Origin of the sequence: Pseudomonas sp. PB120, from assembly GCF_009761815.1 — a bacterium.
Classification (GTDB): Bacteria; Pseudomonadota; Gammaproteobacteria; order Pseudomonadales; family Pseudomonadaceae; genus Aquipseudomonas.
In genome coordinates this window covers 1-21,079 of the sequence record NZ_RWIN01000152.1, presented here as the reverse complement: position 1 = coordinate 21,079, position 21,079 = coordinate 1, and the positions used below count along the sequence as shown (strand labels likewise).

21 protein-coding genes are annotated in these 21,079 nt (G+C 60.0%); 9 read left to right on the top strand and 12 right to left on the bottom strand.

Features of this window, described 5'->3' with window-relative positions; translation table 11 throughout:
- Window positions 1-74: 74 nt before the first annotated feature.
- The gene (locus tag EJA72_RS27935; protein ID WP_157715096.1) at window positions 75-878 is read left to right on the top strand and encodes a SirB1 family protein; all 804 of its coding nucleotides are present in this window, start codon (window positions 75-77) and stop codon (window positions 876-878) included.
- 147 nt (window positions 879-1,025) lie between these two features.
- On the opposite strand, the gene maiA is transcribed toward EJA72_RS27935, so the two are convergent.
- Genes maiA through hmgA form a run of 3 tightly spaced genes read right to left on the bottom strand, consistent with a single transcriptional unit; the run spans window position 1,026 to window position 4,286 of the window.
- Window positions 1,026-1,661, bottom strand: coding sequence for a maleylacetoacetate isomerase (gene maiA / locus EJA72_RS27930; protein ID WP_157715095.1), 636 nt, complete (start codon window positions 1,659-1,661; stop codon window positions 1,026-1,028).
- Window positions 1,662-1,673: 12 nt separating this feature from the next.
- On the bottom strand, window positions 1,674-2,978 hold the full coding sequence (gene fahA / locus EJA72_RS27925; protein ID WP_157715094.1) for a fumarylacetoacetase: 1,305 nt from the start codon (window positions 2,976-2,978) through the stop codon (window positions 1,674-1,676).
- Window positions 2,979-2,981: 3 nt separating this feature from the next.
- Window positions 2,982-4,286 carry a homogentisate 1,2-dioxygenase gene (gene hmgA / locus EJA72_RS27920; RefSeq protein ID WP_157715093.1) on the bottom strand — a complete coding sequence of 435 codons (1,305 nt, stop codon included), beginning with the start codon at window positions 4,284-4,286 and terminating at the stop codon, window positions 2,982-2,984.
- Window positions 4,287-4,451: 165 nt separating this feature from the next.
- Here hmgA and EJA72_RS27915 point away from each other — a divergent pair, with 165 nt between their 5' ends.
- Complete coding sequence (locus tag EJA72_RS27915; protein ID WP_157715092.1) at window positions 4,452-5,246, top strand: IclR family transcriptional regulator; 795 nt, start codon at window positions 4,452-4,454, stop codon at window positions 5,244-5,246.
- Window positions 5,247-5,269: 23 nt separating this feature from the next.
- Here the strand turns inward: EJA72_RS27915 and EJA72_RS27910 are convergent, their stop codons facing one another.
- From EJA72_RS27910 to EJA72_RS27875, 8 genes are all read right to left on the bottom strand, one after another.
- Window positions 5,270-5,590 carry a hypothetical protein gene (locus EJA72_RS27910; protein ID WP_157715091.1) on the bottom strand — a complete coding sequence of 107 codons (321 nt, stop codon included), beginning with the start codon at window positions 5,588-5,590 and terminating at the stop codon, window positions 5,270-5,272.
- A gap of 150 nt (window positions 5,591-5,740) precedes the next feature.
- On the bottom strand, window positions 5,741-8,296 hold the full coding sequence (locus EJA72_RS27905) for a LuxR C-terminal-related transcriptional regulator (RefSeq protein WP_157715090.1): 2,556 nt from the start codon (window positions 8,294-8,296) through the stop codon (window positions 5,741-5,743).
- A gap of 140 nt (window positions 8,297-8,436) precedes the next feature.
- The gene (locus tag EJA72_RS27900) at window positions 8,437-9,804 is read right to left on the bottom strand and encodes a DUF1329 domain-containing protein (RefSeq protein WP_157715089.1); all 1,368 of its coding nucleotides are present in this window, start codon (window positions 9,802-9,804) and stop codon (window positions 8,437-8,439) included.
- Window positions 9,805-9,827: 23 nt separating this feature from the next.
- Window positions 9,828-11,621 carry a DUF1302 domain-containing protein gene (locus EJA72_RS27895; protein WP_157715088.1) on the bottom strand — a complete coding sequence of 598 codons (1,794 nt, stop codon included), beginning with the start codon at window positions 11,619-11,621 and terminating at the stop codon, window positions 9,828-9,830.
- 651 nt (window positions 11,622-12,272) lie between these two features.
- Complete coding sequence (locus tag EJA72_RS27890) at window positions 12,273-13,184, bottom strand: SDR family oxidoreductase (RefSeq protein ID WP_157715087.1); 912 nt, start codon at window positions 13,182-13,184, stop codon at window positions 12,273-12,275.
- Window positions 13,185-13,465: 281 nt separating this feature from the next.
- Window positions 13,466-14,368: an alpha/beta fold hydrolase gene (locus EJA72_RS27885; protein WP_157715086.1), complete on the bottom strand. Its 903-nt coding sequence runs from the start codon at window positions 14,366-14,368 to the stop codon at window positions 13,466-13,468.
- Entirely contained in the window at window positions 14,368-15,150 is a 783-nt protein-coding gene (locus EJA72_RS27880) for a class II aldolase/adducin family protein (protein WP_178129615.1), read from the bottom strand. The genes EJA72_RS27885 and EJA72_RS27880 overlap by 1 nt, the downstream gene beginning before the upstream one ends.
- Window positions 15,151-15,253: 103 nt before the next feature.
- On the bottom strand, window positions 15,254-15,709 hold the full coding sequence (locus tag EJA72_RS27875; protein WP_157715085.1) for a flavodoxin: 456 nt from the start codon (window positions 15,707-15,709) through the stop codon (window positions 15,254-15,256).
- Window positions 15,710-15,862: 153 nt separating this feature from the next.
- Between EJA72_RS27875 and EJA72_RS27870 the strand changes: the two genes are divergently transcribed.
- Window positions 15,863-16,339: a PAS domain-containing protein gene (locus tag EJA72_RS27870; RefSeq protein WP_157715084.1), complete on the top strand. Its 477-nt coding sequence runs from the start codon at window positions 15,863-15,865 to the stop codon at window positions 16,337-16,339.
- Window positions 16,340-16,393: 54 nt separating this feature from the next.
- A complete protein-coding gene (locus EJA72_RS27865; protein ID WP_157715083.1) occupies window positions 16,394-16,999 on the top strand; it encodes a hypothetical protein in 606 nt (201 codons plus the stop codon).
- A gap of 3 nt (window positions 17,000-17,002) precedes the next feature.
- On the opposite strand, the gene EJA72_RS27860 is transcribed toward EJA72_RS27865, so the two are convergent.
- Window positions 17,003-17,959 (bottom strand): MerR family transcriptional regulator, encoded by a 957-nt coding sequence (locus tag EJA72_RS27860; RefSeq protein WP_157715082.1) that lies wholly within the window; start codon window positions 17,957-17,959, stop codon window positions 17,003-17,005.
- A gap of 208 nt (window positions 17,960-18,167) precedes the next feature.
- On the opposite strand from EJA72_RS27860, the gene EJA72_RS27855 reads away from it, so the two are divergent.
- The 5 genes from EJA72_RS27855 to EJA72_RS27835 all read left to right on the top strand — a co-directional run bounded on the left by EJA72_RS27855 (window position 18,168) and on the right by EJA72_RS27835 (window position 20,979).
- On the top strand, window positions 18,168-18,737 hold the full coding sequence (locus tag EJA72_RS27855; protein ID WP_157715081.1) for an antibiotic biosynthesis monooxygenase: 570 nt from the start codon (window positions 18,168-18,170) through the stop codon (window positions 18,735-18,737).
- Window positions 18,738-18,888: 151 nt separating this feature from the next.
- Entirely contained in the window at window positions 18,889-19,587 is a 699-nt protein-coding gene (gene folM / locus EJA72_RS27850) for a dihydromonapterin reductase (RefSeq protein WP_157715080.1), read from the top strand.
- A complete protein-coding gene (locus tag EJA72_RS27845; protein ID WP_157715079.1) occupies window positions 19,580-20,326 on the top strand; it encodes a hypothetical protein in 747 nt (248 codons plus the stop codon). The genes folM and EJA72_RS27845 overlap by 8 nt, the downstream gene beginning before the upstream one ends.
- Window positions 20,327-20,351: 25 nt before the next feature.
- Entirely contained in the window at window positions 20,352-20,648 is a 297-nt protein-coding gene (locus tag EJA72_RS27840; RefSeq protein ID WP_008026968.1) for a DUF1244 domain-containing protein, read from the top strand.
- Complete coding sequence (locus EJA72_RS27835; protein ID WP_157715078.1) at window positions 20,641-20,979, top strand: HopJ type III effector protein; 339 nt, start codon at window positions 20,641-20,643, stop codon at window positions 20,977-20,979. Before EJA72_RS27840 ends, EJA72_RS27835 begins: the two co-directional genes overlap by 8 nt.
- The last annotated feature ends 100 nt before the right edge of the window (window positions 20,980-21,079 follow it).

Genomic DNA, 21,079 nt, shown 5'->3' with positions numbered 1-21,079 from the left:
CTGCACCGGCCCGTATGCGGTACTGGACGAATGCCGGAGACCGGGCTAAAACGAGGCATTCACCGGAGAATTTGATGACGCCGCGCCAACGTTTCTTCGCCTGTTTGCAACGCACCCCGCCCGCGCTGTTCGAGGCGGCGCTGTGGATTGCGGCCGAACACGACAACGCGGTGAACCCCGAGGCGGTGCTGCAGAATTTCAAGGACCTGCAACAGCGAGTCAGTTACGGCCTGCCGATGCTGCCGGTGAGTGAACTGGCCCAACCGTTGTTGCGACGGATGAACGACCTGGGGTTCGCCCAGGACGATTCCAACCCGCTGCGCCCACACGTGGCGCTGATCGATAAAGTGCTGGAGCGCCGGCGTGGCCAACCGCTGGCCTTGGGACTGATTGCGCTGGAGCTGGCAAGAGGCCTGGAGATTCCCCTGGTCGGGGTCAACTTTCCCGGGCACTTCCTGTTGCGCGTACCGGGCGCCGACCACCTGCTCGACCCTTGCGGCGGACGCCGGTTGTACCCCAACGATTGCCGCGAATTGCTGCACCGCCAATACGGTCCGAACATGAAGCTCAGCGCCGAGCATCTGGTGACTGCCGAGCCCGTGCACATGCTGCAGCGACTGTCGCGCAACCTGCGCCAATTGCACCTTTCCAATGACGATTACATCGGCGCCCTGGTCGACGCCGAACGCGTGCTGGAACTGGGTAACGCGAGCGCCTCCGACTACCTGGCCCGGGCCAGTCTTTATCAACGACTCGATTGCCCGAACGCCGAACGCTTCGATCTGGAGCATGCGTTGTTGCTCAGCGATGACCCGATCCAGCGGATTCGGTTGACGGAACGATTGGGGCATTTGCCGCCGAACTCGATCGTCCACTAATCGCCGCCCCCCCTGTGGGAGCGAGCCGGCTCCGGGCGGCGCTCCGACGATGAGGGCAGCACTTTCAGCATCAATGTCACTGACAGTCCGTCATCGTCGGAGCGCCGCCCGGAGCCGGCTCGCTCCCACATTGGTTCGGTGTAGGGTTTATGGCGTGTCGGGCTGGTTTGCGGGGTGCGCCTTGATGAACGCCGGGTGCGTCGCCGCAAGCGCCGCGACCCGACGAATCCGCGGGTACGACTCCAGGGAAATATTAAAGCGCTCGGCGGCGTACAGCTGCGGGATCAGGTAGGCATCCGCCAACCCCGGCGCTGGGCCGAAGCAATAATTCTCATCACCAATCAACTGCTCGACCGTCGCCAATCCCTGGCTGATCCAGTGGCCGATCCACTCGACCACTTGCGGTTCATCGTGGCCAAGCTGGCGCAGCTTGTTGAGCACGCTGACGTTGTGCAGCGGGTGAACATCGCAGCCGATCACCGCCGCTACGCCGCGCTCATGAGCGCGGGCGGCGAGGTCTTTGGACAGCAGCGGCACCTGTGGATAACGCTCCTCCAGGTACTCGATGATCGCCGGTGACTGGATCAACAGATCGCCTTCGTCGGTGCGCAACGCCGGCACCCGGCCTTGCGGGTTGACCCCGAGGTACGCAGGTTGCCGGTGCTCGCCACCCGGCGGTGCGATCAGGTTGATCGGCAGCGCCTGATAATCCAGCCCCTTGAGCGCCAACGCGATTCGCACCCGGTAGGACGACGTCGAACGGTAGTAGGTATAGAGTTCCATGACCCGATCCTCTTAGCGTGCCGGCAACACTTTGCCACGGCATTCGCCGAAACCGATGGAGGCAAAACCGTCGCGGCTGCAACGGGCGCGCAGGATGATTTCGTCACCGTCCTCAAGGAATTTGCGCACTTCGCCAGACGCCAGTTCGATCGGCTTTTTGCCGCCTTCGGTGATTTCCAGCAGGCTGCCGAACTGGCCGTTTTCAGGCCCCGACAAGGTGCCCGAACCGAACAGATCACCGGCCTGCAGTTGGCAACCGTTGACGCTGTGGTGCGCGACCATTTGCGCCACGGTCCAGTACATGTGTTGGGTATTGCTGAGGGTCAGGCGATGGGCCGGCAGGTTCTGCTCGCGCATGGTTTCGGTGAGCAGCAGCACTTCCAGTTCGATGTCGAAGGCCCCAGCGGCCTGATCGCGCGTGTCGGTCAGGTACGGCAGCGGTTGCGGATCGCCTTGCGGACGCGCCGGTTGAGCGCGACGGAACGGCTCCAGCGCTTCGGCCGTCACGACCCACGGTGAAATGCTGGTGATAAAGCTTTTCGACAGGAACGGCCCCAGCGGCTGGTATTCCCAGGCTTGGATGTCCCGCGCGGACCAGTCGTTGAGCAGGCAGAAACCGGCAATGTGATCAGCCGCGTCGCCGATGGCAATGGCGTCGCCCATCTCGTTGCCTTGGCCGATCCAGATGCCCAGTTCCAGTTCGTAATCCAGGCGTGCACATGGACCAAAGGTTGGCTCGGTCTGGCCGGCCGGCAAGGTCTGGCCTTTCGGGCGTCGAACGTCGGTGCCGGATGGACGGATGGTCGAGGCTCGACCGTGATAACCGATCGGCACGTACTTGTAGTTCGGCAGCAGCGGGTTGTCTGGACGGAACAGCTTACCGACGTTTTGCGCGTGTTCGATGCCGACATAGAAGTCGGTGTAGTCGTTGATTTTGGCCGGCAGGTGCATCTCGCAATTCGCCGCCAGTGGCAGCAGTTTCGCGCCCTGAGCTTCAATCTTGCCGTGCAGGGTGCTGCCGTCCTGGAACAACTCGATCAGGCGTTCACGCAGGGCCACCCGCGCCTCGCGGCCCAGTTCGAAAAACGCATTCAGTTGACCGCCTCGAGTGGCTTCCACGGCAGCACGTGCGGCGCCCTCGAACAGGCCGGCGTCGAGTGCGGCTTCCAGATCGAAGATGTGATCACCGATGGCGACGCCGCTGCGTGGCGCCGAACCCTTCGTGCTGAACACGCCGAGCGGCAGGTTTTGCAGCGGGAAATCGGCATGGCCGTTGGCGGAGGCAACCCAGCTACGAGGGGTGGTTGTCTGAGTCATGGGTTATCTCCGGGTCGGGTCGAAAGTGGCGGGCAACGTGGCCCAGCAGGCATCGTAGTTGGTTTGCAGTTGCGGGCAGTCGAGGGCGTAACGGCTCGGACGCAACACTTGGCTGGTCTCGAACATGAACGCCATGGTGTTGTCGATTTTCGCCGGGGCGAGTTCCGCGTTGATCGCTTTGGTGCAGGTTTCGCCATCCGGGCCGTGGGCACTCATGCAACTGTGCAACGAGGCTCCGCCGGGCAGGAAGCCTTCGGCCTTGGCGTCGTATTCGCCTTTGATCAGGCCCATGAATTCGTTCATCAGGTTGCGATGGAACCACGGTGGACGGAAGGTTTTCTCGGCCACCATCCAGCGTGGCGGGAAGATCACGAAGTCGAGGTTGGCCAGGCCATGCACGCTGGTCGGGGAGGTAAGGACGGTAAAAATCGATGGATCCGGGTGATCGAAACTGACCGTGCCAATGGTGTTGAAACGGCGCAGGTCATATTTGTACGGCACGTTATTTCCGTGCCAGGCCACGACGTTTAGCGGCGAATGATCGAGCTCGCAGCCCCACAACTCACCGAGGAATTTCTGCACCAGCGTGGTCGGTTGCTTGAGGTTTTCGTAATGGGCGACCGGGGTCAGGAAATCCCGCGCATTGGCCAGGCCGTTGCTGCCGATGGGCCCAAGGTCCGGCAGTCGCAGCGGCGCGCCATGGTTTTCGGCGATGTAGCCGCGTGCTTGCGGATCGAGCAGTTCGACGCGGAATTTCAGGCCACGCGGCAGCACGGCGATTTCCAACGGCTCCAGGTCCAGCACGCCCAACTCGGTCGCAATGCGCAAGCGTCCCTGTTCAGGCACCAGCAACAGTTCGCCGTCGGCGTTGAAGAAGACGCGCTCCATCGAACGGTTGGCGCGATAGCTGTAGATGCTGATTCCGGCCGGTTTTTCCGCACCCGAGTTGGCCGCCATGCTCACCAGCCCGTCGATGAAATCGGTCGGCTCGGTCGGGATGTCCAGCGGATTCCAGCGCAGGCGATTGGGGGTCACTTCACCCAGCGGGCCACCCGCCAGTTGCCGATCCAGCTTGATGAACGCCGGGTGGTTGGCCGACGGCTGAATGCGGTACATCCAGGTGCGCCGCGCTTCACTGCGAGGCATGGTGAACGCGGTGCCGGAGAACTGCTCGGTGTAAAGACCGTAGGGGGCTTTTTGCGGGGAGTTCTGACCGACGGGCAGCGCGCCAGGCAGTGCTTCGCTGCTGAATTCGTTGCCGAAGCCGGACTGATAAACCAGCGCGGACGCGGTTGAATCGAGGTTCATGGAGCCTCCTGAACAGGGAGTCGGCAATGGCCTGTCGCTCCGCTGAAGAGGTCTTGGCACGCCTGGGTTATTTTTATCGTAATCAGATTACGCATAACGTAATTTGATTGGTATTGACCGTCAAGCTATAAAGACGCCCATTCGTCCCGGGATCAGACCACCGCCATGGAAACGCCGCGCAACAATGACAAGCAGAAAGTCCGCTCGGCCGAGGTCGGCACCGACATCCTCAAGGCGCTGGCCGAGTTGTCGCCCTCGACATCGTTATCGCGGCTGGCCGAGCACGTGCAGATGCCGGCGAGCAAGGTCCACCGCTATTTGCAGGCGTTGATCGCCAGCGGTTTTGCCGAACAGAATGCCGCCACCAACCACTACGGCCTGGGTCGCGAAGCCTTGCGCGTGGGCCTGGCCGCACTCAACAGTATGGACGTGCTGAAAGTCGCCGCCCTGCCCTTGTCCGAGTTGCGCGATGAACTGAACGAAACCTGTTTTCTGGCCGTGTGGGGCAATCAAGGCGCAACTGTGGTGCACATCGAACCGGCGGTGCGCGCCGTGACGGTGGTGACGCAATTGGGCTCGGTGTTGCCGTTGCTCAGCTCATCCACGGGATTGGTGTTTGGCGCTTATCTGCCCAGAATTGAAACAGTGGATTTACGTGAGCGGGAAGTGCAGGCGAGCAGTGCCCATGTGCTGGCGGACGATCAGGCCTATGCGACCCTGTGCGAACAGATCCGCGAGCGTGGTCTGCACCATGTGCATGGTCTGTTGATGCCGGGCGTGGATGCCTTGTCGGCCCCGGTGTTCAATGCCGTCGGGCATGTGGCGGCGGTGATGACCATCGTTGGGCCAACATCGTTGTTTAATGCCGACGAAAACGGCCCGGCGGCGCAGCGATTGCTGGCGGCGACGCGGGCCGTTAGTTGGCGAATGGGGTATGAGCCCACTGCTGCCGGGGGTTAATCAAGTTACCCCTTACTGTGCGATTACTTGGTTCGGTAGGATTCGACCACCACACGGCCTGCATTATTCAGGTCTATGACATCCAATCCGACAACACGGTCATTTTTCTCAAAAGACCATCGCTTGAAAAAAACACCTGCATATTCACTATTAAACTTCGGAAACTCATCCGCCTGCACTTTCTCCATGATTGCCCAGCTCAGGCTCTCGGAGTAATCAACCACCTGTTTTCCCTCGTCGTTGATCACGACCGAGCTCAGGTAGGTTTGATCGACATCGAGGTTATAGCCCATATGACCTAAGATCTTGGTTAACTGCTCACTGACTTCTTTCAGTAATTTCATCAATAGAATCCTTTCTATAAGTGGGGTCGACCTCACTGCATTCAACAAGCCAAATAGCCATTGATGGGCCGACGACCACTTTATAAAACACTTCACCTGCTCAAGTAACCCTGAACGTGTATGCATTCGTAAACAAGTAACGACTGCAACTCAAACAACGATACCCAATACTTTAGCCTTGGCCACTGCCTGAGTTCTCCGCTCTACGCCTAACTTTCCATTGATCCGCCGCGCGTGAGTTTTTACTGTATGCAGCGATATGAACAATTGATCTGCTATTTGTTGATTGGAATTCCCCAGCGCCACCAGTTGAAGCACTTCTATTTCCCGCTGACTGAGCGGGTTCTGCACCGAGGTCATCGGCTCAACAGGGTTGCGGGACTCGGGACACGCGATCCCCTGCAGCAATTCTGGGTGGCGCAATTGCAGATCGCGCAGGACCTGTTGCAGGTTGCAGCGCTCGATCAGCGCCAGACCTTCCTGCATCGCCTGCCGCGCAGCGAGCGTGTCACCGGTCAGCCAGGCCACTTCCGCCAGCGCCAGGTGCAATTGCGCTTGCAGCCCCGACATGCCCCGTTGCCGCGCCCAGTTCAATTGCGCCTCGAGCTGCACCAGCGGTGTCTGCGCCTGCCCCCGATAGACCTCGGTCAGTACCAGCAGGTATTCAAGGCCGGGAATCAACTCCAGCGTCGCCGGTGGCGCCTGGCGTGCATGCTCGCCGTGATAATGGCGCAGCACCCGGGTCAGGGCTTCATGGGCCAGATCCGGACGGCCCTGCTGGAGCCAGAAATGGCAGCTGAATTGCAGCAGGACGCTGCGGTAGACCGAGTCTGGAATCCGCCGCTGTTGCATCAACCGTTCGGCCTCACGCAGCAGGAAGAAAGCCTGGGCGTAATCCTGGCGATTGGCGGCCAATTGCGCGAGGCCGAGGAAACCATACAGCACACGCTTGTCCTGATTGCGCAGGCAGATTTGCAGGCCGTCCTCGAAATACGCGGCCGCCTGCATCTCGTCTCCCTGACTCAGGCTCAATCGCCCGCGATGCAAGGCAATCCGCCCCAGCAACGGCTGGGCCAGCGGCCTTTGCTGGACGAGCAAGCCCTGCATGTTGGCCAGCAGGCTTTCGGCCCTGCAGGACGCTCCGCGCTGCTCGAGCAGTTGCGCATGATCGAGCTCGAGCAAGCCTTCGAACACCAACGAACCTTGCGCTCGCGCCAGGCACAACGCTTCACGGTTAATCGCCTGCGCCACGTCGAGCTCGCCCCTGAGCAAGGCTTGCTGGGTCAGACCCGACAGGCACATCAGCCGAGCGGTCCAGAGCGCGGGGTCGAGTTCGTCGAGCGCCTCCAGCAAATGCGCGCGCGAGGGGCCCATGCGCCCCTGCAGGTGCAGCAGCCACCCCTGCATCGCCTGCCAACGCGCAATCAGCTGCCGTTGCTGCACCGCCGACGGCTGAGGGACGAAGCGCGACAAATGCTCGATGCACTCGCCCGCCTGCTCGAACCGCCCGGCAAACAGCAACGCGGCGGTGATCAACCCCACCAGTTGCGGTGAGCCAAGCATCAGCGCCTCGCCTTGCTGTTCATGCAGGCGCAACAACAGCACCACCGTCTGCTCCTCGAACAGGTGCTCGAAACTGAAATGCTGCAACAGACTGACCGCGACCTCGAACTCTTCGGCCAGCAAGGCCTGTTCAAACGCGGCTTTCCAGTCCAGTTCGCCAGCGAACCACTGGCAGGCGCGACGATGCCAGGAGCGACCGGCGGGCCATTGCTCTTCGCGCATCAATTGCGTGAGCGGAGCAAAAATCTGCAGCCAGTCTGTCGAATCCTGCCAGGGCTCGATGAAGCAACCCAGCGCCTGCAAACTGCTCAGGTATTGGGCGCCCTCGCCGGCACCGAACAGGTGGTCGCACAACCGCGCATTGAATCGCGGCAGGTGGGCCAGCACACGCCAGGCTTCCGCCAGCTCCGGGGTCAGCATGTCGAACAGTTCGTGTTCGAGATAATCGTGCAGGGTGTCCGGTCGGCCGTGCAGCTGCTCGTTGCGCGACCAGTCGCATTTTTGCAGCAACGCAATCCGCACGCCGGCACACCAGCCACCGCTGAGTTCGATGATCCTGCTGGCTCGTTTCGCCGCCTGTTCCGGCGCCAGATGATGCAGCAGCCGGGCCACTTCCGTTTGATTGAAGGCCAGTGTGGCGCGCTCGCAGTCGTACAGCTCATCGGCGAGTAACAACCGTGGCCAATTGCATTGCGGGCGGCGTCGGCCGCTCAGCCACCAGGTAACCATCGGGCTGCTGACGGCCAGCAACCGGTCGAGCAACAGGTCCAGCTCCGGGTTGGGCGTGCGGCAATAGTCATCGAGGCTCAGCCAGGTCGGCGTCTGCACTTGAGACAAAGAAGAAAGCAATGCGGGTTCGTCCGCCGAGTCCGCCCCCAGCGCCTGGGCCAATCGCTGCCGGAAGTCGGCCACCTGCATCGACACCCCGGCCAACGGCAACCAACAGACCCGACAATCCTCGGGCGCCTGCAACAGGCATTCCGCGAGCAGTGCGCTCTTGCCACTGCCGGCCGGCGCACAGAGCAGTTTCACACGCGCGGTCGATGCCAACAGCGGCTCGGTCAGCCGGTCGCGAGTCAGGTGGTGTGAAGACAAACGGGGCAAGAGTCCAGGACGGTCCAGACACGGGGTCATGGCGGTCATAGTGGTGCGCCTTTTTATAATTGTGGCGCCACCCTAGCCCGCTCTACACAGCTTGTTGAAGAAGTATTCAACACACTTATCGGCACCTATAAAAAAGGTGACCGCAAAGTCACCTTTTTCTGTAGAGCCTGTAGGAATCGTTACCTGACACCCGTACTCCGTAGGGCTGCCGGCGTGTAGTCCCCTGCTTTGGCGTCGATGTTGAACTCGAAGCTGCGCTTCTCTTCGTTCTTCATCCCCAAGGCAATGTAGCGTCCGGCAATCAAGTCATACAGCGCTTCAACGGTATAGGCCGGAACCTGATGATCGTAGTAGAACTGCGCATGCCCTTCCGCCACACGCCAGAGCTGACCGCGACCGTCATAGTGATCCGCCAGCGCCACCTGCCAGCTGTCCTCATCGATGTACATGTGACGTTTGGCGTACACGTGCCGTTCGTTGGGCTTGACCGTGGCCACGATCTCCCAGACCCGGTGCAACTCATAGCGTGTCAGGTCCTGATTGATGTGCCCGGCCTTGATCACATCGGTGTACTTCAGATTCGGCGAATCGAGTTTGTAGCTGTTGTAAGGGATGTACATTTCCTTCTTGCCGATCAGCTTCCAGTCGTAGCGGTCCGGGGCCCCGGAAAACATGTCGAAGTTGTCGGTGGTGCGCAGCCCGTCGGACGAAGTGCCTACCCCGTCATAGGCCACTTGCGGCGCGCGCCGTACACGGCGTTGGCCGGCGTTGTAGATCCAGGCCTTGCGTGGCTCCTTCACCTGATCGAGGGTCTCGTGGACCAGCAACACGTTGCCCGCCAGTCGAGCCGGCGCGGTGACTTCCTGCTTGAAATAGCTGAGGACGTTTTCGTCGCTGCCCGGCTTCAGGTCACCGAGCAACGAGGGCACGGCCACCTCGTCCTTGAAGCGGATCACGGTGAAGTCACCGTTGGACTGCGGCGTGGCCTGGGTGATGGTGCGACGCAGATTGCCCCCGTGATAACGGGTGACGTGGTTCCAGATCACCTCGACGCCGTTCTTCGGAATCGGGAAGGCGTAGTAGCGATTGCCGGTGAAATTGGCCAGGCCGTTACCGTCATTGATTGGTGTCACGTTCAACGCGCTGCGCTTGGCCGACTCGTTGATGTCTTGCGGCACGGCCACGGTACGGTGGGTCGGATAGACCGGGATCTTGTAGGTTTCCGGATAGCGTTTGAACATGGCTATCTGGCCGTCGGAGAGCTTGTCCTTGTACTTGTCGACGGTCGCTGCCGTGATGGTGAACAGCGGTTTTTCATTGGCGAACGGGTCGGCCAGGAAACCTTTGCTGTCCACCGCGCCGGCATTCTTCGGCAGGCCACCGGTCCAGGCCGGGATCGAGCCGTCAGCGTTACCGGCCTTCTCACCGCCCAACGGCGTGAGGCTGGTGCCGAGTTTGTTCGCTTCTTCCGGCGACACCGCAGCCATCACATCGACGGCCAACAGGCTCAGGGCCAGAACGCCGCATTGCAGAATCATCTTGCGCATTGAAATCATCCTTCTCAGCCAGATCAGAAGTTCACGCCAAAGCTCAGCGCCAGGAAGTCGCGATCTTCCAGGGTGTTGTAGTCACCACCGAAGAAGTCGGTGTAACTGAGGCTCGCGGTGTAGGTGTTGCGATAGTCCGCATCAACGCCGACGCTGACCGCCTTCGCGCCCTCGTTGAACAAGCCGTTGGGGCCGTAACCCGACACGTCGTGCGACCAGGACAGGTTGGGTCTGAAGTTGATCCCGGCGATGACGTTGTTGTAGTCGAGGATGGCGCGGGCGCGATAACCCCAAGACGTGGAGGTTACGAAGCCGTCGGTATCACCGCGGAAGCCGTATTGGCCGTAGACCGAGTCGCGGCCGTAACGCAGCTTGCTGCGGGGCTCCAGACCACCGACGTGAACAACCGCCGCCTCACCCACCAGCGTCAGGCGATCGGCGCCCGCCACCTGATCGATGAAGTGGGTCAGGGTGCTCTGGATCTGGGTGATTTCCTTGCGTCGGTAACCTTTGTTGTCAGCGCCGGGCGTGGTTGCGATGGGTGACGCCGCACCGCCCGCGATCGGGTTGAGCATCGCCAATGTCAGATCGGTGCTGTTGACCTGCACCGGAGCATTTGGCCGATAGCTCATCTCGCCGGTCCACGCGGTGCCGGTGGGCAAGGTGGTGGAGAAGCTCGCACCGTAGAGACGAATGTCTTCCGGGTACTCGAGATAGTACTGACCGCGACCGAGCATCACGCTTTGAGCGAGGCCCGAGCCGGTGCCAGGCGCCACACGGTTGGCGGCGGTGACGATCCCTGGAATGCTCGCCAGCGTGCGCAGCCCGGCGGTGGTCGTACCAACGTTGGGAGTGCGACTGTGGTAGTTCATGAAATACAGGCCGTACTCGGTGTCGTCACCGAGCCAGCGCAACGCCGTCCCCCATTGCCCGGAATCGCGGGCATCGCGGTCGCCGCCACGGGGAACCACCACGCCTTCCTTGGTGACTTCAAAGCCTTGGCCAAACGCAGCCGCAATCGGCTGCAACGGCGCAATGGCCGGGTTGGCGACGGTGTATCCCTTGGTGCAACCATCCGCTGCCACGTCACTGCCGAAAAACGTGCCGCAGTTGTCGAGAACGGTCTGGTCCCACTCCAGTTGATAAAACGCTTCCACGGTGAGCTTGTCGGTCAGGCCCTGGGAGCCGAACAACATGTTCACCGGAATCAGGCCTTCCTTGATCTCCGCACCGGGACGGCGGAACGCTGAAACGTCGACCGGGTTGATGCTGTTGATCGAGTTACCAATGAACGTACTTTCGCCCCAGCTGACCACCTGCTTGCCGGCGCGCACGGTGCCGGGCAGATCGGCGATGGAATAGTTGTGATAGACGAAGGCGTCGAGAACCTGCGCGCCGGCAGACTTCGCACCTTCCTTGCGGCCGCTATCGCTGATGGGCTTGAACTCGCGGTCCTCGTCCTTCAACTCGAAGTCGTACCAATATTTGCCACGGACGAAAACACCGGTGTCGCCGTACTTCAGTTCGAGGTCGTGGATACCCTTGAAGATCTTCGAGAACGTTTCGCCCTTCTTGAAGTTCAGTCGCCCGTCGTCGCCGGTCGATGCCTGACCCGTCCCGCCGTTGACGGTGCCCACCAACGCGTTGTCGGCATCGCGCATGCCCCAGCTCGCGCCGACCGACAACGAGGAGTCAAACGTCCCCTCGATTTCCCCGATATTGAACGAAACAGCCTGCGCCTGGGCGCAGCAACCCAAGGCCACCGCAGCGGCCAGCGCCTGCGGTTTGAAGATGGCGCGCATTGTTGTTTTTGTCATGCGTCTTCCCCGGTGAGTGACAGAAGGCCACACCCTACTGCCGCACGTTGGGGGCGATAAGCGCACCAAGGAGGTATTTGCGGTGTCGCTCTAAAGGATGAATGGCCGCTGGGGATGCGGGATCGGGCGGGGTATGGATGAGTTGGATGAAGGGCTATCAGGGGAACGTATGAACAATGGCCAATACGTACCGTGTAGCAGCTGCCGAAGGCTGCGTTCGGCTGCGCAGCAGTCGTGTTTCAGCCGCCTCGATCTACCGGATGAAAGTAGACGCAGCGTTCACGACTGCTGCGCAGCCGAACGCAGCCTGCGGCAGCTGCTACAGTGAATCCATCGCTTGGCAGAGACGGCACTGTTGCCCGGATTGCAACAGTGCATGTCCGAAAACGCTATTTTTCCTTTGGGCTCAGGCGCTTATTCTTGTTGGGCTTTCAGGGCGAATGGCCAGGAAGCAAGACTTCAGATGAATCGAAGGTTTTCGGCTCATCACCCGGTGTACACAGACGTTGATTTGTAGCTCCTTGATTTAACGTCTTACTTTGGCCGCTGCGTTTGCAGCGGCCTTTTTTATGGGTGATGGTTTTCAGCGAGGGGGGCGAAGCGCAGAGAGGGGTAGCAGGACTCAGGCAAGCCCTGCCGAAGGAATTGCTGTCAGAGCGAATACTTCTGCAAATTCCCCATCATTTCCTTCAGCGCCTCAATATTGTCCTTCGGATGCGCCGCCCCTTCGAAATCGCAAATCTGCCCCCAATGCGCCGCCACATCTTCCGGGGAGAACCCCACCCGTGGATCAAACCCGGCGCCCAGGCTGCGTTCCCAGCGTACTTTGCCCATCCAGCCGCCGCCGACTTCGAACAGGCCTGAGGTTTCCTTGCAGGTTTCGCTGCCGAGGTACACCACCAGCGGGCTGACCAGTTCCGGTTTGAGCTGTTCGAACACTTGGGGCGGGATCAGGCCTTCGGTCATGCGGGTGCCGCCGGTGGGGGCGATGGCGTTGACCAGGATGTTGTTTTTGCGGCCTTCGATGGCGAGGGTGCGGGTCAGGCCGTAGAGGCCGAGCTTGGCCATGCCGTAGTTGGACTGGCCGAAGTTGCCGTAGATGCCCGAGGTCGAGGCGGTGAAGATCACGCGGCCGTAGTTTTGCTCACGCATGTGCGGCCACGCGGCGCGGGTCACTTTGTAGGCGCCTTCGACGTGCACGCGGTAAACCAGGTCCCAGTCGCCGTCTTCCATTTTGTGGAAGGTCTTGTCGCGCAGGATGCCGGCGTTGTTGACCACAACGTCCACCCGGCCGAAGACATCCAGGGCGTTCTGAACGATTTTGTCGCCGTCGGTGACGGAATCGTGGTTGGCCTCGGCGATGCCGCCTGCTTCACGAATCTCCGCCACCACGCGGTCGGCGGCGGAAGCGTTGGCGCCTTCACCCTGCGCCGAACCACCGAGGTCATTGACCAGCACCTTGGCGCCCTGCCTGGCGAACAGCAGTGCATGCGCCCGGCCAAGACCGCCGCCTGCACCCGTGATGATCACGACTTTATCTTCGAAACGCACCGACTCGTTCATTGAGGGACTCCAGCAGGCCAGGGGGACAATGAGTTCGAGTGTCAGGCACGGCGCTGCGGGTCACAATGAACACGGGGGAGGCTGAATGGTGCTCGATAAGGCTGGGGGATGATTGGCGCGAAAACATCATCTGCGGCGAGGGTGCTCCTGTGGCGAGGGAGCTTGCTCCCGCTCGACCGCGCAGCGGTCGCAGGCGGCTTTAACTGATACACCTTTGGGGCTGCTTCGCAGCCCAGCGGGAGCAAGCTCCCTCGCCACAGATGTTTAACGTTAACGAGGGCTCAAGAGCACGCCACCTTGCGCGTCGGTGAAATCAGGTTGTCGCGAAACGCCAGGTAATGCTTGAGCACCAGCACCGGCGCCTCGGTCTGCGGGTAATGGCCGATGTCGGGCAGCAGGACGGTGTCCGGGTTCGGTATCAGCTCCCGATAACGCTGGACCATGTGCGCGCCGGAGATCGGATCGACCTCGCCGTCGATGACACGAAGCGCCACCTCGCCACGCTGCATCGCGGCAACCCAACGATCACGCTGGGTGCGACGCTCGGGGATGTAGGCGATCAATTTGTGCATGATGCGTGGCCCGTGATTGCTGTCGATCAGGCTCCAGAAATCGTCCATCTCGCTTTCGGTCGGACGGCTGTCCGGACCAAAGATCTGCCGAAAACTCTTGACCAGGGCATCACGGGAAAAAGCCCGGCCGATCATCCAGCCCAACGGGCTCAGCAGCAGCTTTTGCATCAGGATCGGACGATGGGTTTCGGGAAACAGCCCGCCGTTGAGAAACACGCAACTGGCAAGATGAAACCGTTCTTCGTAATGCCGGGCCAACAGTTCCTGAGCCACGCTGTCGCCATAATCGTGGGCCAGCACATGCACCGGCTGCTCGACCTTCAAGTGCGCGAGCAATGCCTGTTGCAGATCGGCCTGCTCCAGCAGGCTGTAGTCGTGATCGACCGGTTTGGCCGAGTCACCGAAGCCGAGCATGTCGCAGGCAATCACCCGATAGCGCTGCGCCAAGGGTTGCCAAAGGTAATGCCAGTCCCAGCTGGCCGTCGGGAAGCCGTGGATGAGCAACAACGGCTCACCCTGCCCCGACGTCCAGTAACGGATGGACTGACCACGGAATACGAACGTCTGGCTGCGTTTACGCCAGACACACAGAGGAATCTCGGCGAGTGGCATTAGAGTTTATACCCCGGGTCCTGTTTATCGAGTTTGCGCAGCAGCGCTGGCCAGGCCAGTGCACCGCCCATCCCTTGAGCACTCTTGGTGACGCCGGCGATCATCGCCTTCGCACCGGCCAGAACCTGCGGCTCGATGGCGATCAGTTCGGCGCCACCGGTTTGTGCCATGACCTGTATATCGCAGGTGCGCTGGAAGATGAACATCATCAGGAATGTGTCGGCGATGGTGCCGCCACAGGTCAGCAGGCCGTGGTTGTGCAGCATCAGGAAATTGTTGTCGCCGAGGTCGGCTTGCAGTCGCGCCTTCTCCTCATGGTTCAGCGCAACGCCTTCGTAGGCGTGATAGGCCAGGCTCGACAGGACAAACAGGGATTGCTGGCTGATCGGCAAAACGCCCTGTTTCTGCGCCGAAACCGCCACACCTGAGGCGGTATGGGTGTGCAACACACAGTCGACATCGTGACGAACTTCGTGAACGGCGCTGTGGATGGTGTAGCCCGCCGGGTTGATCTCGTAGGGGCTGTCCATCAGTTTGTTACCGGCCTGATCGACCTTGACCAGGCTCGATGCGGTAATTTCGTGGAACATCAGCCCGAACGGGTTGATGAGAAAGTCTTCGGTGCCGGGCACCTTGGCCGAGATATGCGTGAAAATCAGATCATCCCAGCCATGCAGGGCGACCAGACGATAGCAGGCGGCCAGATCGATTCGGGTCTGCCACTCCGCGGCACTGACCTGATCCTTGACACTACCGGGGGATTGTACGGGGGCTACGTTCACGACAAGGAACTCCTGTTCTTATTGTATTTGCACGTGACTCCAGTCTAGTCAGCCCCCAGGGTTCGCGTAGTTGCATTGGCAGCCAGCTTGATGGCCGTACGAGTCAGTTACGCAGCGCGTCGATCAACTCAGCCAGCCAAGGCTCGGCGTCGTCTTCAGGCGTTACACTTTCGCTGGCGTCCAGGCGCAGCATGGGCAGGACTTCACGGACGCCCAGCTCGCCAAACAACTCACGCATCAGCTCGCCGCCGCCGCAGAAGGTGTCGCCGTAACTGGCGTCGCCCAGACCGATGACGGCGCCCGGCAGGCCACGCCAGGCCGCAGGCAGCTGATCGCGAATGGAGAAATACAACGGTTGCAGGTTGTCCGGCAGCTCGCCCATGCCGGTGGTCGATGTGACCGCCAGAAAAGCTTGGGGGCCGAAGGCCTGAATATCGGCCAGACTCGCACGCGGGTTGTGCAAGGTTTCAAAACCAGCGGCGTTCAAAAGGTTGGCGGCGTGGCGGGCGACTTCTTCAGCCGTGCCGTATACCGAGCCGGAAAGGATGGCGACTTTCATCAATCTGTTCCTGAAACTGGATAAAAAGTCGGGGGATATTAACAGGCCAGGCGAAAAAGCTGCGACTGGATCTCATTTAGCGCACAGGGTCACTAGACTGTGCTCAACTCTCTTTTAGAATGCCGCATCTCTCAACCTGGAAAGGACTCTTCGATGATCAACGCGCAATTGCTGCAAATGGTGATTAATGCCTCCAACGACGGCATCGTGATTGCCGAAAAGGAAGGCGACCAAGACAACATCCTGATTTACGTCAACCCGGCGTTTGAGCGCCTGACCGGCTACACCAGCGAAGAAATCCTCTACCAGGATTGCCGCTTCCTGCAGTCAGGCGACCGGGATCAGGAGGCATTGCCCTTAATTCGCGAGGTGTTGCGCAGCGGCGGCTCTTGCCGGGAAATCCTCAGGAATTACCGCAAGGATGGCACGCCGTTCTGGAACGAACTGTCCCTTTCTACAGTGAAAAACCCGGCCGACGGGCAGACGTATTTCGTCGGCGTGCAAAAAGATGTGACGGTTCAAGTCAAGGCACAGCAGCGGGTAGCGCAGCTGGAAGCGCAACTGGCGGAGCTCCAGGCTGAACTTTCCTCCTTGAAAGCGACGAACGGCAAAAACAAAACTACGAATTAATTGTCATTAACTACAATCACCGATGACTTTGTAACTATTCAATTCGAGCTAGCCATGCAACGCGACGCACTCCTGACCCAGGATGAGCTGGATTTCATCCAGACCATGCAGCACAACCCGCAGCTCAACGTGCGGGATGCGACGTCGAGCCTGCTCGTCAACGGTGGGTCGCAGATCCGTGACTTGCTCACTCGCCTCGCAGCGCATGAGCAGGTGACCATCCAGGCTAACTTCGAAAATCAGCAGATGACCTTTCCACTGCACCTGGTGGAAGACGAATTTCATGCCCTGCATTTGCGCCTCGGCGTTCCCAGCATCTATGAAGACGGCCCGATGGTCCGGCCATGGCGGCTGGTGCTCGAAGAGCCGGTAGCCTTGGAAAACGCCAGCGGCCAACCCGGCACGATGTGGGTGCATGAAGTGTCGTTCAAAGGGGTTTTGCTGGAAGTCCGCAACAAGACCAAACCGCCAAAACATTTCGCCTTGTGGTTCAGCCCATCAGGCTATGAGCGGATCGCGCTGCGCGGCACGTTCGAGAAAGAAACCGAGAATGGCTTTTACGCCTACCAGTTGAGTCAGAGCGACAAGGACGAAACCGAACGTCTGCGCCAGTACATCCTGCAGCAACATCGGCTGACGCACCCGACGCTGCACCTCTGAGTCTCAGGTGTCCAGGTTTCCCGCCAGGAATTGTTTCAAACGCTGACGCATCACCACTCCCTCGTTACCCAGGCAACCAATCGACGACCCGGCGAGGCTTTCCTGCGCCAGGTCGGACGCATCGCCCGCCAGAAACAGCTGACAATCAAGGCTTAATGCCAGGCGATTCAAACGCCGTGGCAGTTCGGGCGATGGCGCGTGATTGGAAATCAACACCAGGGCCTGAGGCTTGACCCGCTGGCAGACCAGCGTCAACTCATCGAAAGGCTGCTCAAGCGCCAACACTTGAATCGCCGAATCCACGCTGCTCAGGTACAGCGCCGATACCAGCACTTCGAGCTCATGACACTGACCGGCCAACGCGCAGACAATCACTCGCCGAGGCTGCATCACTCGCACCAGCAGCAACCGTTGCAATACACGAGAACGCAGGAATCCGTCCAGGAACAGCCACTCGCTGGTCTTGCCGAACGCGTCCTGGCGTTGCAGCAATTGCTTCCACACCGGCAGCAGAATGTCCTGAAACACCACGGTCAGTGGGTAGCTGGAAAAAATCTGGCCGTAGGCCTGTTCCAACTGAACCTCATCAAACGCACTCACCGCCGTATTCACCTGCTGCTGCCACTGGTCGTAGTCGGCGAGTACGAGTTCATCGGGAATGATTTGCGCCAGCGCCTTGAGCGGCTCGGTCTTGGCCAATATCTTGGCCACCTTGCTCACGGACACACCCCGTTCGATCCACCCCAGGATGCTGCGGACCCTTTCGATATCGGTCATTGAATACAGACGATGCCCGCTTTCGGTGCGCGTCGGCTGGATCAGTCCATACCGACGCTCCCAAGCCCGGAGCGTGACCGGGTTGATTCCCGTCAGGCGCGACACCTCACGGATCGGAAACAGCTCTTCCCGCGCAATAGCAAGGCTGGGCACATCAAGGGCAATGTCAGTGATGACAGGCATTTTGAAAGTTACGTCCCTGTTCGTTGAATCCCATTCTAACTCCCCTGCCCCCACAGTATTCAAGGGATTGATCAGGACTAATTTCGCTGGCGTTGTCGACAGAATCAGGAATAATCCTTGCTTGTTTCAAGACGCAGCCCACCACCCCGGCGCTGCGCCTGGCGAAACTCCCACCCGGAGCGACGCATTTGTCTTGTGGAGATACATCATGTCTACCTCACCCGTCACACTGATGGTTGCGCGCCGCGTCGCCGATGGACGTTATCAGGACCTCATGGCCTGGTTGCGCGAAGGCGAACAGCTGGCCACCGACTTCCCCGGTTATCTCGGCTCTGGCGTGCTCGCCCCGCCGCCCGACGATGACGAGTTCCAGATTATTTTCCGCTTCGTCGACGGGCAGACCCTGCATGCCTGGGAGCACTCGGCCTCGCGCACGGCCTGGCTGGCACGCGGCAGTGACCTGTTTGCCCACCCCAAAGAACATCGAGTCAGCGGCATCGAAGGCTGGTTCGGCGCCGTCGGCCAACGCCCGCCACGCTGGAAGCAAGCCGTGGCCATCTGGTTGGCATTCTTTCCGGTTTCGCTGCTGTTCAACTTTGCCCTCGGGCCCTTGCTGAGCGAATCGGGTTTGCTGAGCCGGGTGTTTATCAGCACCCTGTGCCTGACACCGCTGATGGTCTACTTCTTCATTCCACTGTCGACCCACCTGCTGGCCGGCTGGCTGAACAAAAAAGCACAACCCGCTTCATTGATCGTCAAATCGGTCAGCGATCACTAGCGTTTCTGTGGTTCATCGGTCCATACGCCTTCCCGCCCGGAAAACGCCAACGTCGTTACGGGCGGGAGAAGCTGGCCGCTAGCGGGAAAACTTCAGTTATGCTGCACGCATTTAGCCCGTGCATAGACCTACTGAAGCTGATCGCACACCTATGAATAGCCCAATACTTGTCACCGGTACCAGCAAGCGTGTCGGCCTCCAACTTGCCATTACACTGGCCGAGGCCGGTCATACCGTTATTTGCGTCAGCCGCTCCACGCACCTGGAGATGCCGCACCCGAACATGCTGCCGTTCCAGGCAAACCTGCAACTCCAGGACGATCGCGAAGCGCTGATTGCCTATATCAAGACCAACTTTGACAGCTTGCGCGCCGTTATCCACAACGCGTCCTTGTGGCTGGACGATGGCCTGGAAAACCTGAACACCATGTTCAAGCTCCATGTCGAGGCGCCCTATCACCTGAACCTTGAACTGGGCGATCACCTGCTGCGCCCGGAACGATCGGACATCATCCATATCTGCGACGAGACCTCGTCCCGGGGCAGCAAGAGCCACATCGGTTATGCCGCCACCAAATCGGCGCTGCAAAACATGGTGCTGTCGTTCGCAGAGAAATATGCCCCCACCATCAGGGTCAACGCGATCTTGCCCGGCCTGCTCATCCTCAAGGAGAACAGCACGCCGGAATACACCCAGCGAACCTTGAAAAAAGCCCTGCTCGAATTCGAACCGGGCGCGCAACCGCTGATCGACGCGGTCATGTTCTTGCTCAACACCGACTACAGCACTGGAAGCAGCGTCGTCATCAATGGCGGGCGCCATCTCAAGAAAGGAATCGTCAATGATTGACTCGAAGAAGCTGATCTATCTGCCCCGCAAGATAAAGTGGTCGATTGTCGGCGCCCTGTTGCTGCTCTTTCTGGCCGCCGTTTATATATCGCTAGCCTTTGTCGGGGTTCCGGATCACAGCGACTGGATCCTGCTGTCCTTGTCACTGGCGCACATGGCTGGCACCGCGCTGGTCATCAGCTTGATTCTGATCTTCGGTGAGCGCGAAGCGAACCTTGACTACCTGACCATCAAGACGCAAAACCTGCTGCTGAAAAACATGCCGAAAACCCTGGGGCATATCGCAGATTCGCACGGGCAGAAGCTGAACGTGAAAGTCTCCGCCATCAACAATATTTTCGGCGCCAACTACACATTGGAAAACGCCAACACCAAGACCAAAATGTGGGTCGGCTTCAACGTCGAGCGAATTATCGTCGCCTACTTCCTGAAAACCACCGAGTCAGTGGAGACCATCAGGAATATTTTCCAGTACACCTTTGGCGGCGCCGAATCGGTCGGTTATAAAGTCAACTTCGAACCCGCTACCATTAAAAATACCGGGGAAAACATTCTGTCCATCTGGTGCATTTGGCCTGGTAAGCAAGAGGGGACGGACCTTTCCACCGACCTGCTCAACAGCCCGGACAAGAAGCTGTTCATCATTCAAGACATCGCCATGATGACCCAGTCGTTCATCCGGACCGCCGAGCGTCACTCGGTGAACATCTTCACTGACGCCGACCCGGCACCTTTATAGCTTTTATCGCGTGAAGAGAACTCACATGACCGATCAACAACGCCTGGAACTCGAAGCCGCCGCCTTTCGCCGGCTGGTCGCCCACCTGGACAGCCGCAAGGATGTGCAGAACATCGACCTGATGAACCTCTCGGGTTTTTGCCGCAATTGCCTGTCCAAGTGGTATAAGGCCGCCGCCGACGAACGTCAGATCGAGGTCAGCCTCGACGACGCCCGCGAAGTCGTCTACGGCATGCCGTACGCCGAGTGGAAAGCCCAATACCAGCAAGAAGCCAGCGCCGAACAGCAAGCGGCGTTCGCCAAAGGAAAACCCAATGAATGATCTGAACACCCTGCGCGCCAGCCTCAACAGCGGCGAACACGTTTTTGCAGACACCCTGGCGTTCATCGCCACCGGTTACGACTATCAGCCACAAGCCTTCAACAACGGCGGCGTGGAAAACGCCGCCGGGCAGAACGAAGGTTCGTGCAAGACGCTGGGCCTGGCGCTGCTGGAAGGCCTGAGCGATCAAGAGGCGCTGTTGGCGTTTGGCGAGCATTACCGCTCGGTCGTGGCCACCCCTGAGGGCAGCGATCACGGCAATATTCGTGCGTTGATGGCCCACGGCCTGGCGGGTGTGAAGTTCACCCAACCGCCGCTGACCCGCCGCTGATTAACTCCCGCATGCAACATTGAACCTGTGGCGAGGGAGCTTGCTCCCGCTGGACTGCGCAGCGGTCCTTTTTTTGGGGCCGCTGCGCGACCCAGCGGGA

What these genes read in the sequence shown, in the direction of transcription:
- EJA72_RS27860 (WP_157715082.1), bottom strand. Translation starts at nt 17,959, where the DNA reads ATGCCTGTCATCACTGACATTGCCCTTGATGTGCCCAGCCTTGCTATT.
- EJA72_RS27890 (WP_157715087.1), bottom strand. Translation starts at nt 13,184, where the DNA reads ATGAACGAGTCGGTGCGTTTCGAAGATAAAGTCGTGATCATCACGGGT.
- folM (WP_157715080.1), top strand. Translation starts at nt 18,889, where the DNA reads ATGAATAGCCCAATACTTGTCACCGGTACCAGCAAGCGTGTCGGCCTC.
- maiA (WP_157715095.1), bottom strand. Translation starts at nt 1,661, where the DNA reads ATGGAACTCTATACCTACTACCGTTCGACGTCGTCCTACCGGGTGCGA.
- EJA72_RS27875 (WP_157715085.1), bottom strand. Translation starts at nt 15,709, where the DNA reads ATGAAAGTCGCCATCCTTTCCGGCTCGGTATACGGCACGGCTGAAGAA.
- EJA72_RS27865 (WP_157715083.1), top strand. Translation starts at nt 16,394, where the DNA reads ATGCAACGCGACGCACTCCTGACCCAGGATGAGCTGGATTTCATCCAG.
- EJA72_RS27845 (WP_157715079.1), top strand. Translation starts at nt 19,580, where the DNA reads ATGATTGACTCGAAGAAGCTGATCTATCTGCCCCGCAAGATAAAGTGG.
- EJA72_RS27905 (WP_157715090.1), bottom strand. Translation starts at nt 8,296, where the DNA reads ATGACCGCCATGACCCCGTGTCTGGACCGTCCTGGACTCTTGCCCCGT.
- EJA72_RS27915 (WP_157715092.1), top strand. Translation starts at nt 4,452, where the DNA reads ATGGAAACGCCGCGCAACAATGACAAGCAGAAAGTCCGCTCGGCCGAG.
- EJA72_RS27895 (WP_157715088.1), bottom strand. Translation starts at nt 11,621, where the DNA reads ATGACAAAAACAACAATGCGCGCCATCTTCAAACCGCAGGCGCTGGCC.
- EJA72_RS27935 (WP_157715096.1), top strand. Translation starts at nt 75, where the DNA reads ATGACGCCGCGCCAACGTTTCTTCGCCTGTTTGCAACGCACCCCGCCC.
- fahA (WP_157715094.1), bottom strand. Translation starts at nt 2,978, where the DNA reads ATGACTCAGACAACCACCCCTCGTAGCTGGGTTGCCTCCGCCAACGGC.
- EJA72_RS27900 (WP_157715089.1), bottom strand. Translation starts at nt 9,804, where the DNA reads ATGCGCAAGATGATTCTGCAATGCGGCGTTCTGGCCCTGAGCCTGTTG.
- EJA72_RS27840 (WP_008026968.1), top strand. Translation starts at nt 20,352, where the DNA reads ATGACCGATCAACAACGCCTGGAACTCGAAGCCGCCGCCTTTCGCCGG.
- hmgA (WP_157715093.1), bottom strand. Translation starts at nt 4,286, where the DNA reads ATGAACCTCGATTCAACCGCGTCCGCGCTGGTTTATCAGTCCGGCTTC.
- EJA72_RS27870 (WP_157715084.1), top strand. Translation starts at nt 15,863, where the DNA reads ATGATCAACGCGCAATTGCTGCAAATGGTGATTAATGCCTCCAACGAC.
- EJA72_RS27910 (WP_157715091.1), bottom strand. Translation starts at nt 5,590, where the DNA reads ATGAAATTACTGAAAGAAGTCAGTGAGCAGTTAACCAAGATCTTAGGT.
- EJA72_RS27885 (WP_157715086.1), bottom strand. Translation starts at nt 14,368, where the DNA reads ATGCCACTCGCCGAGATTCCTCTGTGTGTCTGGCGTAAACGCAGCCAG.
- EJA72_RS27835 (WP_157715078.1), top strand. Translation starts at nt 20,641, where the DNA reads ATGAATGATCTGAACACCCTGCGCGCCAGCCTCAACAGCGGCGAACAC.
- EJA72_RS27855 (WP_157715081.1), top strand. Translation starts at nt 18,168, where the DNA reads ATGTCTACCTCACCCGTCACACTGATGGTTGCGCGCCGCGTCGCCGAT.